The 17,682-nt window shown below is 26.3% G+C and carries 23 protein-coding genes; 12 read left to right on the top strand and 11 right to left on the bottom strand.

Going from position 1 to position 17,682, the window contains the following annotated elements; all coding sequences use genetic code 4:
* The first annotated feature begins 10 nt into the window (after nucleotides 1–10).
* Genes rplO through rplQ form a run of 10 tightly spaced genes read left to right on the top strand, consistent with a single transcriptional unit; the run spans nucleotide 11 to nucleotide 5,761 of the window.
* Nucleotides 11–448: a 50S ribosomal protein L15 gene (gene rplO, locus QMA87_RS02060; protein ID WP_283823650.1), complete on the top strand. Its 438-nt coding sequence runs from the start codon at nucleotides 11–13 to the stop codon at nucleotides 446–448.
* Complete coding sequence (gene secY, locus QMA87_RS02055; protein ID WP_283827252.1) at nucleotides 448–1,845, top strand: preprotein translocase subunit SecY; 1,398 nt, start codon at nucleotides 448–450, stop codon at nucleotides 1,843–1,845. Before rplO ends, secY begins: the two co-directional genes overlap by 1 nt.
* Nucleotides 1,839–2,486, top strand: coding sequence for an adenylate kinase family protein (locus tag QMA87_RS02050; RefSeq protein WP_283823652.1), 648 nt, complete (start codon nucleotides 1,839–1,841; stop codon nucleotides 2,484–2,486). The genes secY and QMA87_RS02050 overlap by 7 nt, the downstream gene beginning before the upstream one ends.
* On the top strand, nucleotides 2,486–3,235 hold the full coding sequence (gene map / locus QMA87_RS02045; RefSeq protein WP_283830345.1) for a type I methionyl aminopeptidase: 750 nt from the start codon (nucleotides 2,486–2,488) through the stop codon (nucleotides 3,233–3,235). The genes QMA87_RS02050 and map overlap by 1 nt, the downstream gene beginning before the upstream one ends.
* A 1-nt stretch (nucleotide 3,236) precedes the next feature.
* A complete protein-coding gene (gene infA, locus QMA87_RS02040; RefSeq protein ID WP_283823654.1) occupies nucleotides 3,237–3,452 on the top strand; it encodes a translation initiation factor IF-1 in 216 nt (71 codons plus the stop codon).
* 9 nt (nucleotides 3,453–3,461) lie between these two features.
* Entirely contained in the window at nucleotides 3,462–3,578 is a 117-nt protein-coding gene (rpmJ, locus tag QMA87_RS02035) for a 50S ribosomal protein L36 (protein ID WP_283823655.1), read from the top strand.
* Nucleotides 3,579–3,587: 9 nt separating this feature from the next.
* Nucleotides 3,588–3,956 (top strand): 30S ribosomal protein S13, encoded by a 369-nt coding sequence (rpsM, locus tag QMA87_RS02030; protein WP_283823656.1) that lies wholly within the window; start codon nucleotides 3,588–3,590, stop codon nucleotides 3,954–3,956.
* Nucleotides 3,957–3,958: 2 nt separating this feature from the next.
* A complete protein-coding gene (gene rpsK / locus QMA87_RS02025) occupies nucleotides 3,959–4,363 on the top strand; it encodes a 30S ribosomal protein S11 (protein ID WP_283823657.1) in 405 nt (134 codons plus the stop codon).
* Nucleotides 4,364–4,374: 11 nt separating this feature from the next.
* Nucleotides 4,375–5,397 carry a DNA-directed RNA polymerase subunit alpha gene (locus tag QMA87_RS02020; RefSeq protein ID WP_283823658.1) on the top strand — a complete coding sequence of 341 codons (1,023 nt, stop codon included), beginning with the start codon at nucleotides 4,375–4,377 and terminating at the stop codon, nucleotides 5,395–5,397.
* Nucleotide 5,398: 1 nt separating this feature from the next.
* On the top strand, nucleotides 5,399–5,761 hold the full coding sequence (gene rplQ / locus QMA87_RS02015; protein ID WP_283823659.1) for a 50S ribosomal protein L17: 363 nt from the start codon (nucleotides 5,399–5,401) through the stop codon (nucleotides 5,759–5,761).
* A gap of 1,083 nt (nucleotides 5,762–6,844) precedes the next feature.
* Here the strand turns inward: rplQ and QMA87_RS02010 are convergent.
* Complete coding sequence (locus tag QMA87_RS02010; RefSeq protein ID WP_283830344.1) at nucleotides 6,845–6,934, bottom strand: hypothetical protein; 90 nt, start codon at nucleotides 6,932–6,934, stop codon at nucleotides 6,845–6,847.
* 257 nt (nucleotides 6,935–7,191) lie between these two features.
* On the opposite strand from QMA87_RS02010, the gene QMA87_RS02005 reads away from it, so the two are divergent.
* On the top strand, nucleotides 7,192–7,632 hold the full coding sequence (locus tag QMA87_RS02005) for a hypothetical protein (RefSeq protein ID WP_283830343.1): 441 nt from the start codon (nucleotides 7,192–7,194) through the stop codon (nucleotides 7,630–7,632).
* 180 nt (nucleotides 7,633–7,812) lie between these two features.
* Here the strand turns inward: QMA87_RS02005 and QMA87_RS02000 are convergent, their stop codons facing one another.
* From QMA87_RS02000 to rlmD, 5 genes are all read right to left on the bottom strand, one after another.
* Nucleotides 7,813–8,238 (bottom strand): hypothetical protein, encoded by a 426-nt coding sequence (locus QMA87_RS02000; protein ID WP_283830342.1) that lies wholly within the window; start codon nucleotides 8,236–8,238, stop codon nucleotides 7,813–7,815.
* A 186-nt stretch (nucleotides 8,239–8,424) separates the two neighbouring features.
* On the bottom strand, nucleotides 8,425–8,547 hold the full coding sequence (locus QMA87_RS01995; RefSeq protein WP_283830341.1) for a hypothetical protein: 123 nt from the start codon (nucleotides 8,545–8,547) through the stop codon (nucleotides 8,425–8,427).
* On the bottom strand, nucleotides 8,531–8,770 hold the full coding sequence (locus QMA87_RS01990) for a hypothetical protein (RefSeq protein ID WP_283830340.1): 240 nt from the start codon (nucleotides 8,768–8,770) through the stop codon (nucleotides 8,531–8,533). Before QMA87_RS01990 ends, QMA87_RS01995 begins: the two co-directional genes overlap by 17 nt.
* Before the next feature lie 404 nt (nucleotides 8,771–9,174).
* Nucleotides 9,175–9,768, bottom strand: coding sequence for a hypothetical protein (locus QMA87_RS01985; protein WP_283823662.1), 594 nt, complete (start codon nucleotides 9,766–9,768; stop codon nucleotides 9,175–9,177).
* Nucleotides 9,769–9,819: 51 nt separating this feature from the next.
* The gene (rlmD, locus tag QMA87_RS01980; protein ID WP_283830339.1) at nucleotides 9,820–11,070 is read right to left on the bottom strand and encodes a 23S rRNA (uracil(1939)-C(5))-methyltransferase RlmD; all 1,251 of its coding nucleotides are present in this window, start codon (nucleotides 11,068–11,070) and stop codon (nucleotides 9,820–9,822) included.
* Between the two features lie 97 nt (nucleotides 11,071–11,167).
* Between rlmD and QMA87_RS01975 the strand changes: the two genes are divergently transcribed.
* The gene (locus QMA87_RS01975; RefSeq protein WP_283830338.1) at nucleotides 11,168–13,108 is read left to right on the top strand and encodes a transketolase-like TK C-terminal-containing protein; all 1,941 of its coding nucleotides are present in this window, start codon (nucleotides 11,168–11,170) and stop codon (nucleotides 13,106–13,108) included.
* Between the two features lie 183 nt (nucleotides 13,109–13,291).
* Here QMA87_RS01975 and QMA87_RS01970 read toward each other — a convergent pair whose 3' ends face one another.
* The 5 genes from QMA87_RS01970 to QMA87_RS01950 form a co-directional block, all read right to left on the bottom strand.
* Nucleotides 13,292–13,648: an IMPACT family protein gene (locus QMA87_RS01970; protein ID WP_283823665.1), complete on the bottom strand. Its 357-nt coding sequence runs from the start codon at nucleotides 13,646–13,648 to the stop codon at nucleotides 13,292–13,294.
* A complete protein-coding gene (metK, locus tag QMA87_RS01965) occupies nucleotides 13,649–14,839 on the bottom strand; it encodes a methionine adenosyltransferase (RefSeq protein WP_283823666.1) in 1,191 nt (396 codons plus the stop codon).
* 189 nt (nucleotides 14,840–15,028) lie between these two features.
* Complete coding sequence (locus tag QMA87_RS01960) at nucleotides 15,029–15,247, bottom strand: phosphopantetheine-binding protein (protein ID WP_283823667.1); 219 nt, start codon at nucleotides 15,245–15,247, stop codon at nucleotides 15,029–15,031.
* 11 nt (nucleotides 15,248–15,258) lie between these two features.
* Nucleotides 15,259–16,785 carry a methionine--tRNA ligase gene (gene metG, locus QMA87_RS01955; protein WP_283823668.1) on the bottom strand — a complete coding sequence of 509 codons (1,527 nt, stop codon included), beginning with the start codon at nucleotides 16,783–16,785 and terminating at the stop codon, nucleotides 15,259–15,261.
* A gap of 3 nt (nucleotides 16,786–16,788) precedes the next feature.
* Nucleotides 16,789–17,562 (bottom strand): tRNA1(Val) (adenine(37)-N6)-methyltransferase, encoded by a 774-nt coding sequence (locus tag QMA87_RS01950; protein ID WP_283833756.1) that lies wholly within the window; start codon nucleotides 17,560–17,562, stop codon nucleotides 16,789–16,791.
* Nucleotides 17,563–17,682 lie beyond the last annotated feature (120 nt).

Here is a 17,682-nt window from a genome sequence, read left to right as displayed (position 1 = left end):
GGAGAAATACATGGAATTACATAATTTAAAATATTCAGCAAATTCACGTCCAGAAAAACATCGTAAAGGTAGAGGGCATGCTGCTGGTAAAGGTAAACAAGCAGGTAAAGGTCAGTCAGGTCAAAACAAACGTAAAGGACATAGATTAGGTTTTGAAGGGGGACAAACTCCTTGATTCCGTCGTATTGGAAAACGTGGATTTAACAATGTTAACCATGTTGAATTTCAAGTGATTAATTTAAGTGATCTTGAAGAAAGATTTAACGAAGGCGATGTTGTTACAATCGAAAGCTTAAGATCAATAAGATTAGCTACAAAAAATACATTACCAATTAAATTATTAGGTAATGGAAAACTAACAAAGAAACTACAAGTACAAGTTAACGCAGTTTCTTCATCAGCTCAAAAAGCTATTGAAGAAATTGGAGGAGTAGTAGAGGTTATCTAATGAGATCCCTTAAAAACTTTTTCGATAAATTAGGTTTCTGATTTTCAAAAGTTTTCTACAAGATCAAACATTTTCATATAAATTTTTGATCTAAACACACGCTTATTAAGAAACTTTTATTTACTTTTTTATTATTATTTATATATATAGTAGGAACTCAAATAACAATCCCATATGTAAATATTATTCAGCTTAATGCTGACAACAACTTTTTTACAACACTTAACATAGTTTCTGGTGGGGGATTAAGACAATTTTCATTAATGGCATTAGGAATAAGCCCATTTATTACAGCAAGTTTAATTATGTCACTTTTACAAACAAGATTATTTCCTCCTGTATATAAATTGACACAATCAGGTCCTCATGGCCGTAAAAAAATTAATATTATTACTAGAGTATTAACTTTAGTAGTTGCTATTCCTCAAGCAATTTTGCTTAGTCAATCAATGGCTAGTGGTGATTTTCCATTAATTGCATTTGCAACAGAAGCAAATAATTTTATTAAATTTGGATTTATTCCTTTAATCTTAATTGGTGGTTCTTTATTTGCTTTATTTCTTTCAGAAGAAATTACAAACAAAGGAATAGGGAACGGTACAAGTTTAATTATTTTTACAGGGATATCATTAGGTATCCCATCCCAATTCACAAATGCATTTAACGCATTACTAGGTGATGGAGCTTTATTTGCTGGAATTATAAAAACAGCAACATATGTTATTGGATATTTATTATTATTATTTATTATTGCTTATTTTTATGAAGCAGAAAGATGAATACCTATTCAACAAGTTGGAGCGGGTAGAAGCAGCGGCATAAAGGAAATGGGTAAATTGCCTATTAAAGTTAATCCTGCCGGAATTATGCCAATTATTTTTGCATTTATGGTTTTATCGTTCCCAGTTCAAATTTCAAATCTTCTTCCTCATGAATCAATAAGCAAGGCTTGAATTACTAAAAATTTAGTATTTACAGCCCCAATCGGTTTATCTTTATTAGTGGGAGTTACAATTATATTTACAATATTAATGGGAATTCAACAATCAAAGGTTGATAAAATTTCTGAAGATTTTGTAAAGAGTGGAACTTTTATTCCAGGAATTAGACCTGGCGAAGATACTGAATCTTATTTACTTGGCATTGTATTTAGACTTTCTATCTTTAGTTCGATTTATTTAGCAATTATTGCTTCAATGCAATTTGTTATGCAAATTATATTTATGAAGTATAATATTCCGCCAGCAATTGCCTTTGGCGGAACGGGTTTAATGATTTTAGTTTCAGTTTCTATTGAAACAGTTAATCAAATTAAAGCTAGATATAAAGCTCAAAAAATGGCCAACTTTAGCTCAAATATCAAAAATTCAAACAATCATGAAGGGTTATTATGATAAATTTAATATTTTTAGGAGCTCCTGGAGTTGGAAAAGGAACGGCGGCTAATTTATTAGCTCAAGAAATTGATGCTGTTCACCTTTCTACAGGTAACTTATTTAGACAAGAAATAGCTTCAAATTCACAATTGGGTTTAGCAATTAAACAAATTGTAGAAACTGGAGATTATGTTTCTGATGATATTACTAATGAAGTTGTTTTTAAAAAAACATTTCAATTAACCAAGAATAAAAAAAGCTTTATTCTTGATGGTTACCCTAGAACTTTAAATCAATCGGTATATCTTTCTTCATTGGAACAACACGGGATTAATATTAATTTTGTTATTCTCCTTATAGCTCCTGACGATGTGATATTAAATCGCTTAAGCGGAAGAAGAACTTGTCCTAAATGCGGAAGAAGCTATCATATAGAATTTTCACCTTCTAAAAATGGTGAATTATGTGAAAAAGATAATACTAAATTAATCCAAAGAAGTGATGATAGTGTTGATGCTATTAAAACAAGATTACAAATATATAAAGAGTTAACTTTGCCATTAGTTGAGTATTATAAAAATAATAATAAATTAGTTACAATTGATTCAAATCAACCAGTTACTGATGTGATAAAAAACATTAGAAAGGTTTTGGATATTTAATGGCATATATTAAGAATGAAAATGAAATTAAATTAATTTCAAAAGCATGTGAAATCCTGGCTGAAGTAAAACAAATTTTGTTTGAGAACATAAGACCAGGGGTTTCTTTAAAAGCACTTGACGCGATTGCTTTTGAAGAAATCAAAAAAAGAGGAGCAGAACCTAATTTTCTAAATTATCATGGGTTCCCTGCTTCAATATGTGCATCAGTAAATGAAGAACTTATTCATGGAATTCCTTCTGAATATGTTTTAAAAGAAGGTGATGTACTAAAAATTGATGCAGGATGCAAATATCAGGGATATCATTCTGATAGTGCATTCACAAAAATTGTTGGAGTTGGTGCCCCTCAAGACATTAAATTAGTAGAAGTAGCAAAGGGAGCTTTTAATCAAGGAATTAAAGCAATTAAGCCTGGTGCTACAATTGGAGATATATCTTATGCAATAGGAAGATATATTCGTAAGCAAGGTTATTTTACCCCACTTGAGTTTACTGGCCATGGAATAGGAACTTCACTTCATGAAGACCCTAATATACCTAATTATGGTATAAAAGGCGCAGGCCCAAAACTTAAGGATGGAATGGTAATTTGTATAGAACCAATGATTTTACAAGATTCTCCAAAAATCAAAATCGCAAAAGATGGATGAACTGTTATTAGTGTTGCAAATAAAAATGCTGCCCACTATGAACACACCATTTTAATCAAAAACGGGAAACCTGTTATATTAACGAAAGGAATTTAAGATGGCAAGAGATGCAATCAAAATGACTGGAAAAGTTATTGAAATGTTTAATAATGACAATTTTCAAGTAGAAATAGAGAACGGAATGAAAGTAGACTGTCATATTTCAGGAAAAATTCGCCAATTCCACATTCGTATTTTACCAGGTGATACAGTCGATATAGAAATAAGCCCATATGATCTTTCAAAAGGTCGTATAACCTATAGACATAAATAAGGAGAAATTATGAAAGTAAGAGCAAGTGTTAAAAGAATTTGCAAGGACTGTAAACAAATTAAACGTAATGGAGTGATTAGAATAATTTGTAGTTCTAATCCAAAACATAAACAAAGACAAGGATAGAGGTAAAAAATGGCACGTATTTTAAACGTTGAAATTCCAAACAATAAACGTGTAGTTATTTCATTAACATACATTTATGGGATTGGTAGATCATTAGCACAAGATATTCTTAAAGAAACAAACATTGATGAAAACATTCGTGTTAAAGATCTTACAGAAGAACAATTATCAGCAATTCGTGAAGTTGCTAAAAAATATACAACAGAAGGTGATTTACGTAGAGAGGTTTCATTAAATATTAAACGTTTAATGGAAATTAAATCATACAGAGGAATTAGACACAGAAAAGGATTACCTGTACGTGGACAAGTAACACAGAAAAATGCTCGTACAAGAAAAGGCCCAAGAAAAACTGTAGCTGGAAAGAAAGGTAAATAATTATGGCGGTTAAAAACTCAAAAGTTACTAAAAAAATTAAACGTAAAAATATTACCTCAGGTATTGCACACATTCACTCATCACATCAAAACACAATTGTTACATTTACAGATTTAAAAGGTAATGTAATTGCATGAAGCTCATCAGGCGCTATTGGATACAAAGGTTCTAAAAAGAAAACTCCATATGCAGCAGGACTAGCAGCAGCAGCAGCAGCAGAAAAAGCTAAAGAACATGGAATAAAAGAAGTTAATGTTGAATTAAAAGGTCTAGGATCTGGTAAAGATATGGCTAGAAAACAAATTGAAGTATCAGGTATTAAAGTTAATGAAATTAAAGATGTTACTCCTGTTCCACATAACGGAACAAGACCACCTAAAAAAGTTCTAAAAAGACAATCTAAATAAGAAGGTAATTAATGGAAAAATATGCAAAAGTTAAGTACCGTGAAGTAGAACAAAAAGCTAAATCATTTTATGAAACTCAATTCACAGTTAAACCTTTAGAAAGAGGTTTAGGTCAAACATTAGGTGTAGCTTTAAGAAGAGTTATGCTTTCATCAATTACGGGTGTTGCTCCATTTGCAATCCGTATCAAAAATGCAGAGCATGAATTTTCTACAATTAAAGGTGTAGTGGAAGATGTTGCGAAAATTATTCTTAACCTTAGACAAATAGATTTTTCATTTGATTCTGAATTAGTAAGTGATAACGAAATTATTAAAGTAAAATTCAAAGCAGATGAGCCAGGTGTTAAACAATATACAGCAGCTTACTTAGATATGAGTAATGCTAATGGTGTTGAAGTTGTAAGTAAAGACGTTGTTATTGCTACTGCAGAAACAGATGCTCTTGAATTTGAATTGTTTTTAATGCCAGGTAGAGGATTTAAATCATTTGAAGAAAATAAAGAAAAAATTGAAGCTCTTAAAAATGAAGAAGCGCTTTTAGTTAGAGATAAAGTTTTTGAAAATTCAAGACTTATTGCATTAGATAGTGACTTCTCACCAGTTAGAAAAGTTAATATTATTGTTAAAGAACTTAACTCAGCTTCATCAAAAATTGAAGAAGAACTAATTATTGACTTAGTTACAAATAATACAGTTTTAGCTAAAGATGTAATGTCTCAAGCTGCAAAAATTTTAGTAGCTCACTTAAATGTAATTGGTGATATTACAAACTTAGATGAAAAAGAAATTTTTGAAGAAGAAGAAATTATTAAAAAAGACAATGAAAATAAATTAGTGCCAATTTCTGCATTAGGACTTAGTGTTAGAGGAAATAATGGACTAAGACGTAAGGGTATTGAATACATCAATGAATTAGTAAAAATGAACTATGAAGAACTTAAACAAGTTAAAAATTTAGGTGAAAAAACTGTTGTGGAAATTAAAGAAAAACTTGAAGCACATGGTTTTAAATTAGCGGAAGGAGATAATTAATATGGCAAATCCAACACAATTATATAGCAGAGATACCAAGTGAAGACAAGGTGTTATGCGTTCATTAACAACTGATGTACTTAGATATGGAAAAATTACAACAACATTAACAAGAGCAAAAGAACTACGTGGTTATGTAGAAAGAATGATTACTAAAGCTAAAATGAATACTTTAGCAAGCAGAAGACAAGCGGCTGCATTCTTAAGAAATATTTCAGTATCTGAAAAAGAAACAGTTTTACAAAATTTATTTAACAAAATTGGTCCTAAATATGCTGATCGTAATGGTGGATATACAAGAATAATTAAATTGCCTCGTCGTCAAGGTGACAATAGTAGAATGGCAATTATTGAACTTGTTTAATAATTAAAGTAAAAGTAATAAGAAATCAAAACTAGAATAAAAAAATTAACATCTGCATTAGCAGATGTTAATTGCTAAAGAGAAATATCAAGTGCAACACATACGCGTTTGATATTTTTTTATTTTATCTTTTAATTTGCAACTTCAAAAAAATTTCTTATAACATGAATAAGGAATAACAAAAAATGTCTCAAAACAAATCGAGACTACCATAAATCAAGATTTTTAATATATTTGATAAATTAAGAAATATTAAATTTACTTATTTTTTGTTTTTTAATGAAAATAGCTTTTGAAATGATTTTCAATTAAAAATCTCTCGAGGTACATTATTAATTTATTTACAACTTCTAATAGTTCGAATCCAGTGATTAAATTGAAGTTATATCTTTTTTTAAATTTTTTTAATTAGCTCATTCCAATTTTCATTTGAACCTTGTTGAAACGATGCATATAGTTCTACTCTATATATTGTTATTCCTAATCATTTTGCCAGTATTCCTATTTTTTCAAATTCTATTTCGTTATCAATTGTTATTGATTTGACAATAAGATTATAATTTGTAATAATTTCTTTTAATTTTGAGTTGATTTCATGTGGTGACTTTGAAGTAACAAAAGCTGCAACCCCAACTCTTGTTTTTCTTTCAGTAAGTGTTAATACGTTTCTGTAGCCAGTCGCTTTCCCTTACAAGCACTAAATCTGCTTCCCAATGATCATATTCTTTTCTTAAATCAACTTTTTTAGGTCTTGTTCAAATAGTAAGTACATAATCAGCGTTTTTAATCAACCTTTATATAACAGATGTATATCGTTTTCTGCCTTTTTTGTAATAACTTCTTAATCTATTTTTTCTTGTTAAGATTTAAGCATTTGTTTTGATTCAATTGAAAATTGTCCTTAAAAAGGGTGTTTTTAGATTGTCAACTTTTTTAAGTTCATTATAAGTTGTTTTAATTCTAAAATACTTTTTATCGTATTTGTTTTTAAATAGTTTACTAAAAGACTCGAATTCGAAATTGACTGAATAATAAAACAATGTGCCGTTTTGCGATTTTTCTATTTGCATTTTCAAACTGATATTAGCCAAAATAATTTGAATTTCTTTTAATTTCTCTAGATATTGTTGATGAACCTTTTTTAATTTGTTTATCAATTGCGCGTATGCTCATATTATTTTTTAATGAATTTTGAATAAAGAATCTTTCTTCTTTTGTTAAATGATGATACTTTTTTATTGTATAATTTATTTGGTCTCCTAAATGTCTATGTAGGACTACTTTTTTTTATTTTAAATAACACTTATGATAATTTGAGTCATATTAATTTAAATTATCAAATAATTTTTAGTTTTAATTTAAAAATTATTGAATATTTATTTTTATATTTTATATAATAAATATAAAAATTAGAATATTAAAAGAGCAACATGGTTAAAAAAAATAAATCAATAATAAAATTTCTTACATTATTTGGTGTTATAAGCATTTCCATTTCCTTGGTTTCAATAAAAAATATTGAAAAATTAAAATTGCAAAAAAAATTTATATTTCATTTTAATAATGAATTAAATAAAGAAAATACAATTGAAAATTTTGACTTAAAATCCGAATATTTTGTTGAAGATATTAAAAGACATCAACAAAGACTCGTTTCTAATAAAGAGACACTTTCAGAAGTAAAATTACAATTATTAATGGCACCTAAGTCTCACTTGTCAAAAACTTTAATCAAACAAAAAACAAAAATATTCTTACTTTATGGATTTCTTTCTTTATTAGGAATTGGAGCTCTTGCAGGAATTGGGTATGGGATATGATGATCTATGTGAGACCATTTAACCCCAGAGCAAAAAAACGAGTGACATTAAAAATTACAGAATAGGCAAGAATCACCATTATAGTTCTTACAGATCAAATATTAATATATTTATTTTATTCAAGCTAAATTTAAATTTGATAAATGCAAGTTCAGATATACCCTTTATACATATTATTATTATTATTATTATTATTTTATTTTTAGCTTTAGCATTTTTAATATAAAAAGATTAACTTTTAGTTGTTCAGCTATTAATAGCAGCTAATGCTGCCGCATAAACAAACGGCATAAAAACAAAAGTAGAACCAATTGCAATTCCTAATGAAATTCAAGGGTGATTTGATATTCATTTGGTATTTTTTTGATGAACAGTTTCTTTATTTTGAGTGCGCGCGCTAATTTTTAAGACCTGAACATTTTCTTTTACACTATTTTTTAATTTAATATTTTCTATAGCTGAAGTGAAACTGTTTTTTAATTTAATTGATTGTAAATTCTGATTGTATTGTGTTGATAATTTTGCAATTTTATTATTAATTTCTTTTTTATTTTCCTGTTGATTATTTTTAATTTTTTGACACGAAATTATAATTGTAGACAATAAACTTACAGAAATAAAAGTGCTAATTAATAATAGTATTTTTTTTAGTTTCATCACTTTTATCACCCAAACAAATCTTTTATATGACCATAAACTACTAATGTAGCAAAAAAGATTAATTGAATTCCAAAACCTATTCCTATTCCAACCCCTATAGTATTTCAAGGATTTCTACTCATTTTATCGCCAATATTTTTAAATAAATTATAATTTTTATTTCCTACACTTTTTTTGTATAACTTACTTTTTTGAGTTTGTTTTTCTAATTCTAATTTTGCTTTTTCTTCAGCCTCTTCAGCCTCTTTTAATTTTTCTTGAGCTTGTTTCTCTTTTTTGGTTGCCTCTTCTAACTTTTTTTAGCATTTTGCAACTCTTCTTTAGCTTTTTGCTCTTTTTTTGCTAGTTCTTCTTGTTGTTTTTTAATTTCTTCTTGTCGCTTCTTATCATTTTCAGCTTTTGTCTTTTGCTTAAAAGTATTTTCTACTACAGCTTTTTTAATATTTTCTTTATTACATGAAATTGCTATACTAGGAACAATTGTAAACAAAGAACATACTAAAAAAATAATGCCTTTTTCTTCACACATGCCTCTTAATAAATATATTACGAATAATTATAATATAATATTTGTTACAAACTAAATTTAATAACAATATACTTTAATATATACATCTAAGTTATATTTTATTTTTTAATTTATGTTAAACAGATATTTTAAAAAATAAATAAGCAAAATTATTTATGCGACAAAAAAATTTTAAATTAAAAAACATTAATTTTTTTATATTATTACTTTATAAGCTTTAAATAAATTACAATATTGTTTAAAGTCAGATACTTAAAACAATTTATATAACTACATTCTAATAATAAATTTGCAATCTTTTTTTATTTTGTAAAACAAAAAAAATCGGGCACTGCATATTCAACTTCAAAGAAATTAAATATGCAGTGCCTAAGATTTCAAATATCAAATAGTACAATTAAATGCTATTTTCCCTTTTTCTTTTTAGTTTTAATAAATCAAGCCGATAAAAACATTGAAAAGCCACCCATTGTTGATAAACTAAAAATTATTGATGTATCACGATAAGTTACAAATTTATGTTCTTTCATAATGTCAAATTCACTAATATTAAAAGTTATTATTAAGGCCATAAAACAAACAAAGGCAAGAATCATAAAAATCATTGTAGTAATTCTTCTTCTAAGTAATGCTATAAATATTCAAATAAACGTTGAAATCATCCCCGTAATTAATCAAATTAATAATAATGACCCTATAACTACTCCAGCAATAAAAATTTTTAAATCTTGAACTTCAAATGATGTAGATCCAGTTGTAATATTAATATCAAAAAAACCACTTAATAAGTCATTTCAAAATTCATCAATATTACCAAGAGATTTAAAATTAATTATTGATAAAACCCCTAACATTCCCATTACAAAAACACTAACACTTTTAAATTGAGATTGTGATAAATTGTTACTTAAATTATAAGTCTGAAAAGGAATGAAATTTAAGACTAAACTGAAAAATATAATAAAAATTGATATGACTAATACACTTGTTTTTCTCATTTAATTCCTTTCAATTATTCGTTATTTAATTATATTTAAATTATAAATATATTATTTTATTTTTTTTAAAAAGCAAAGCGATTCTATATGCGGAGTTTGAGGAAACATATCATATGGAGTTACACTTAATATTTTATAAGTATTTAATAATTTAAGATCGCGAACTTGTGTTCGTACGTCACAACTTAAATATGCTATATAATTAACACTACTTTCATTTATTTTTTGTATATTTTTAGCACTAACACCAGCGCGCGGCGGATCTAAAATTACAAAATCAAACATATTAAAATTAATATTTAAATTGCTTTCATTAGCGGCAATAAATTTATAATTTTTTATATTATTTTTTTGTGCATTAATTTTAGCATTTTCAATAGCTTGCTTTACAATTTCAATTCCCACTAAATTATTATTAGAAGCAAAAATACCAATTGAACCAACACCACAAAATACATCAATAATATTATATGAATTTGTGTTTTTAATAAAATCTTTAATTTGATTATAAATTAAAGTCGCTTGCAAAAGATTAATTTGAAAAAATGAATTAACGTCCATTACAAATTCTTTATTTTCAATATTAATTGAAAAACCATAGTTTAAAATATTTACTATCTTTTCATTTAGTTTATATGATATATTTTTTATTCTAGAATCGAGTAATTTAATTTCACTTAATTGTTTAATTAAAAGCTTATTATAATTTTCAATTTCAAACAAAATTTGAAATTGATCCTGTCTTTCATTACTCCTTACCATTATTGATATAATTGAATTTTCATTAAAATTTCATTTATTTTTTTGAATTTTATAAAGTATATTACTTATTTGTTCATATGCTAATTTAAACTCATTAACTAAAATTAACTCATTTGAATTTTTCTTTTTCAAATAATAATTAATTTTATTATTAATAATTTTAGTAAAAAGTGTAATTTTATTTCGATAATTTCATATTTTGGCGCTTTTAATTATGGGATTAGGATTTATATTTAAATTTCTATTAAATAAGTAAGAAACATAATTATTTTTAAATTCTAGTTGTTTTTCATATGAAATATTTGAAATTAATGCAGCACCGCTTTGAAGTAACACACTATTCTCAATGATTCTATCAGGCGATTTAATATTAAACTTAATTACATTAGCATAGTAAATATTTTTAGTTTTTTTATAAATAAAAACATTTACATTTTCGCCTACTAAAGCATTTTCAACTAAGATTAATTTATTATTTTGTCTAGTGCCTCCATATCCTTCATAAGTTTGTTCTGTTATTGTAAGATTGTTAATTTTCATAATTATTATTATATTTATTATTAGTTTTTAAACTATTAAAAAACTTTAATAAAATAGTATAATTAAAATACAAAAAACTAATAAAGGTGGTTAAAAAATGGAACAAAATTTAACAAAAAAAGCAATATCATCAATGCGCGGTATTGCTTTAGATTCAATAAATAAAGCAAAGGGAGGACATATTGGTATGGCAATAGGGGCTGCACCAATTACCTATACTTTATTTAAAGATATTCTTAATATTTCAAAAGAAGAACCTAAATGAATTAATAGAGATAGATTTATTTTAAGTGCAGGACATGGTTCAATGTCAATGTATTCAATTATGCATTTTTTAGGTTTATTATCTAAAGAAGATATGCAAAGTCACAAAACATTACACTCTAAAACACCAAGCCACCCTGAAATTGATGCTTTAGAATATGTTGAAGCAACAACTGGTCCATTAGGACAAGGTATTGCTATGGCAGTTGGAATGGCTATAGCTGAAAAATATTTAGCAAGTAGATATAATAAGCTTGGTTTCAAAGTGATTAACCATAATGTATTTGCTCTTCATGGCGATGGCTGTTTACAAGAAGGTGTTGCTCTTGAAGCAATTCAGTTAGCGGGAACATTAAAATTAAATAAATTAGTTTTAATTCATGATTTTAATAATGTGCAAATTGATTCAAGAGCTTCGGAAGTTAATAATATTGATTTTATAAAATTTTTTAGATCACAAAATTTTAATACTATAGTAGTCAAAGAGCCGACACACGAAAATATTTTAAACGCTATAAATAAAGCAAAAAAATCGCAACTTCCTACCTATATTCAAATTCATACAATTATTGCACAAAATACACCAAATGCTGATACTCCAAAAGGTCACAATGGAACATTAGATGAAACTAATACTCTTGAATTCAAGAAAAAAATCGGCTTAGAAAATACCATTCCTTTTGAATATGATCAAGATGTTTATGATTTTGTTCAACAATCTTGAGTAAATAAAAAGAAAAACTTCAATAAATGAACAAAACAATGAAAAAATTACAGTGTTAAATATCCAGAATTAGCAAAAGAGCTATTATCTATTTTTAAAGGTGAATTCACTTATGATTTTAGTGATATTGAACTTAAAGAAACTAATGTTCCGACAAGAAATTATATTGTTCCTGTAATGAAAAAATTAGAGTCAAGCGCCAATATATTAGCTGGTTCAGCAGATTTAGCTGCAGCAACAAATGTTAAATTTAATGCATCTTTACAAGAAGGTGGCAAATATATTAAATATGGGATTAGAGAACATGCCATGGTAGCTATTAATAATGGTATTTATTTAAGTAGTAAATTAAGAACTATTGATTCTACATTCCTTGCTTTTGCCGATTATGCTAAAGGAGCACTTAGATTAGGCAGTTTAATGGAAATCCCTTCTATTCATGTATTTACTCATGATAGCTATCAAGTTGGGGGAGATGGCCCTACACATCAACCATTTGATCAAATTCCTATGTTGAGAGCTATGAGTAATATGAAAGTTATTCGTCCAGCAGATGGTAAAGAAATGTTAGGCGCATTTCAAAAGGCATTAAATCAAAATAAAGAACAATATTCAATTATTGCTTGTAGACAAGCTGTCAAATCATTTGATTTATCATGCATTAAAAATTTAAAGCCAGCTTATGTAATTTCAACCTCTTTTAAATTTGATATTTCATTATTGGCATCAGGTTCTGAAGTAGAATTAGCATTTCAAGTTGCTGATTTATTAAAAAAAGACGGAATTACAGCACAAGTTATTTCAGTCCCTATTTTACAAGATCTAGTAAATAATGATAAATTAATAGCTGAACTAAATCTAGCATTAGCTCCTGCATTTGCAATTGAAGCCACAAGTGATTCAATGTGATTTAGATTGTCAAAATATACTAAATTTGATGCATTTTTAGCTAATGGTTATGGCTATTCAGCAGATGGACCAATTGTTTATAAAGAAAAAGGTTTTTGTCCTGAAAACATTTCTCAAATAGTTAAAGAATTTCTTAAATAATTATTTTAGATGGCATTATTAGTTTTAGTTAGCGTTATATCAGCTAGTTGTTTAAACAAGCAATTAATAAATTAAATTTAAAAGCCTTTAAAGCATTAAATTTATTTATTAAAATATTGTTAAAGTATTAAGAATAAATGTTTATAAAATAAAACCAAAGACCACGAAGTTGATCTTTGGTTTTTATATAAATGATTTATATGCTTTAATATATGCTCGGAGCAATTTGCCAGCCCCTAATTTTGTGCCACCAAAATAACGAACAACTACTACTAATGTATTAAACATTTTCTTTTTTAAAAGTAAATTATACATAGGTTTAGCAGCAGTTCCATTTGGCTCTCGATCTTCATTATATGAGCCAGTATAATTTTGTTCATTTCCAATAATATATGCATACACAATATGGCGCGCTTTTTTATGTTCTTCTCAAAGTTTTTTAATTATATATTCAACATTATCTTTAGATTTAATAATATATTTTAATCCTATAAATTTTGACTTTTTTTCAATATACTCATCATAGGCAATATAATTCATTTATTCTTTTCCCTCAAAATATTCTTTAATTTGATCAACCATATCTAGTTTTTCTCAAGTAAAGTTTTCACCCTCTTTACCAAAATGACCAAAGTAAGATGTTTTATAGTATTCAACATTTTTTAAATTAAGCTTTTCTACAATTCCTGAAGGAGATAAATCAAATAATTGATTTATCATTTGAATAATTTCTGTTTTTGAATATTTTGAATCTTTTATTTTAATAATAGAAATTGAAACAGGTTGGCTAACACCAATTGCATAAGAAAGCTGTATTTCAATTTCTGAAGCAATATTTGCTGCAACAATATTTTTAGCAACATATCTAGCAGCATAGGCAGCTGATCTATCTACTTTTGTATAATCTTTTCCGCTAAATGCCCCGCCACCATGATGTGCACTACCGCCATATGTATCTACAATAATTTTTCTACCAGTTAATCCAGTATCGCCAAATGGTCCACCAATTACAAATTTACCTGTAGGATTAAACAAAAATTTAAAATCATTATTTAATTTATATTTTTTTGTTAATGGAAATAAAACTAATTGTTTAATAGCTTTTTTTAAAAGAAAGATATCAGTATTTTCGCGATGTTGCATGGAGATTAAAATAGTATCTAAAAGAGGATTTTCATTAGTATAATCAATAGTAACTTGAGATTTCATATCAAATAATTTGCTTGTTGAAGCTAAAACAAGCTCCAATTCATTAAGTTCTTTGTTTGAATTTAATAGTGATTCTCTAATTTTAGTAATCATTTTAAGAATTTCGTGAGCAAGAGAAATTGCTAACGGCATATAATTTGCTGTTTCATTAGTAGCATAACCAAACATAATACCTTGATCACCAGCTCCTAATTCGCCATTTTCCTTATCAACACCTTGATTAATGTCAAGACTTTGTGAATTTACATTAGATATAATTGTAAAATCATTTTCAGTATAACCAATACTGAAAAGCACTTCTCAAGCAGCTTTTATAACATCAACATAAGCAGTAGTTGTAAGTTCTCCTCCAATAACAATTAATCTATTACTTGCCATTGTTTCAATAGCAACTCTAGAGTTTTTATCTTTTTTTAAAACTTTATCCAAAATTCTATCGCTAATTTGATCACAAATTTTATCAGGGTGACCTTTACCTACGCTTTCAGATGTAAACAAAATTTTATTGTTTAATTTATTCATTTTTCCTCCATTTTAATATAAAAAAACTTTTCTTACGCAGAAAAGTTTGTACTTTTAATCACAACACATGTTGGGATAAAATCCCCTTGCTATCCACCTTATAAAAATACAGGTTGGCATGTATCAACGCTGCTATGCTATACAACTCTCTATGTATTTATTATTATATTATAATTAAGTTTATTTTTATTATTTGTTAGACCTTTGTTTAACTAATTCAATAAAATCACTAACGCTAATTAGTTTTGTAATTTCTTCATCTGAAATAGATATATTGAATTTTTCTTCAGCTTTTACAACTAATTCTACAAGATCTAGTGAATCAATTTTTAAATCTCTTATATTTGAAGAAATTGTTACTTTTTCTTTAGTAAAAGCCTGTATTTCTTTTAATATTTCTTGTTCCATATTAACTTCCTTTATTTAATTCTATTTCAAAGCATAAAACTTGAAACTGGATTTATATTATCAAATTTATTAAAATTTGCTATATTTTTAGCATTAAATTTAATGCCTAGTGCTTGCTCAAGCTCTTTTATTTTATTAGGCATAACTGCCTTTAAATAACATGAAATTGCATAAATTCCATTTAGTAGTAAATTAAGAATTTTTTCTAATCTAGGTAAATCTTCTTTTAAAGTTCAAGGTTTAGTATTTTCAATATATAAATTAAGCTCACTTGAAAATCTAATTATAAATTCAAATAATTCATTAATTCTGTATTCTTCAATAAATTTATCAGCATGTATTGAAAATTCTTTTAACTTATTTTCAATTTCTATTTCTTGTTCAGTTGTAGGTGTTGAATATTTAACAGGAGCAGTAAATGAATTACTTTTCATTTTTAGAGTTCTTGAAATAAGATTGCCATAATTATTTATAAGTTCCGAATTTACAGTATTCATAATTAATTCATCATCAACATTGCCATCATTTTTTGGATCAATTTTTGCTACAAAGTAATATTTAATCATTTCAGGATCATATTTTTTTAGCAATTGATACGGATCAATTACATTGCCGATTGATTTAGACATTTTCATACCTTTTGAAAGCAGTCATCCATGAACTAAAAAATCTGTTGGTAATGTTAAGTTTAATGATTGAAGAAAAATTGGCCAATAAATTAAGTGAAATCTCGAAATTTCTTTTCCCATTACTTGAATTCTTTTATAAGAATTTTTTCAATAATCACTAAAATTATTATCATTATCTGATTTATAATTTAAGCCAGTTAAATAGCCAAAAAGCGCATCTAGTCAAACATAAATTGTCTGTGATTTATTACTAAGTGTTTTAATTCCTCATTCCACATTTTCTCTTGTTACAGATAAATCTTCAAGACCTTCATTTAAAAAGTTATTAGTAATTTCATTAAGAACCTTAATAGGATAAATTTTTACATTATTATTTAAAAAACTTTCTAATCATTTTTGATATTTTTTCATTAAAAAAAAGTAATTATTTTCATCTAATTTAATAAGCTTATTATAACTTACAGGATGATAATAACCATCTTCCTTTTGAATGGCGTTTGTTAATGTAACAAATTCCTCATCACTGGTTGAGTATCATGATGTATAATTTTTAAATTCAATATCACCTTGTTTTAGCATCTTTTCAAAAATATTAGCCACAATATTTATATGATGAACATTAGTTGTTCTTTCATAAAAATCAATATCAATTTTATAAGCGTCTCATAAATGTAAAAATTTATTATTAATATAATTTACAAAATCTTGTGGCTGATATTCTTCTTCTTTTGCTTTTTGTTGAATTTTTGAACCATGCTCATCAATACCACTTAATAATTTTGCATCGTATCCTTGAATACGCTTTAAGTTTCTTAAAACTCATGCCAAATTAGTTGAAAATAAATGACCAATATGCAAATTTCCAGAAGCATAATAAAGCGGAGTAGTAATTAATATTTTTTTATTCATAAATTATTCCTTTATCTTAATAGGTTTATATAGTTTAATTATCTCTTCATTATAAATGTGAGTAGATTTATCATTAGGGTGAAGGTATAAATTTTCTTGAAAATGAATTCCTCATCCAGACATAAATCTTGATTCAAGCAAAACAAATTTTGGTTTTTCATTAATTCTTGGACAAACAAATTGAATCCTTTTTGGTTCAAATTTGTACTGCCTTAATAATTGCATTAAATCAACAATTCTTTCAACTGGAAGAACAATAGTTAAATATCCTTTTTGCTCAATAATTTTTGAAGATCCCTCAATAATTTGTTCAAGATTAATTTCTATTTCATGAGTTGCAATTAACTTTTCTTTTGTAATATTTTTAGTTTTAAGTTGTGATTTTTCAACCCTATAAAATGGTGGATTACATACAATTGCTTGATATTTTTTTTGACTATTTTTAATATGTTCTTTTCAAAATAAATTAAAGTCTTGATTAATAATTTTAATTTGTTCTTGTTTATTATTCATTTCAACATTTTTAATAGCAAGCAATGCTGCTTTTTTTTGAATTTCAACAGCATCAATGTGTAATTTTGAATATCTATCAGCCATAAATATTGAAAGAGCGCCATTATTAGCGCCGATTTCTAACATTCTTTTTGTACCTTTTCCAATATAAGTAAAATTACCCAACAAAATACTATCAACCGAATAATTAAACATATTTTTATCTTGATAAACATATAAATTTGTATTATATCCGAGCGAATTTTTAACCATTTTATTATTCATATTATTAATTTTATATTATTAGTCTTTAAATTAATAATATTCATGTTAACTAATTTAAAAAATTTACTTTATAAATTAGCACATTGTAACTTGCATTTTTTAAAGAAAATAAAACAACAG

Origin of the sequence: Mycoplasma phocimorsus (genome assembly GCF_030077875.1) — a bacterium.
Taxonomy (GTDB): domain Bacteria; phylum Bacillota_I; class Bacilli_A; order Mycoplasmatales; family Metamycoplasmataceae; genus Mycoplasma_H; species Mycoplasma_H phocimorsus.
This window is presented reverse-complemented; position numbering and strand designations above follow the sequence as displayed.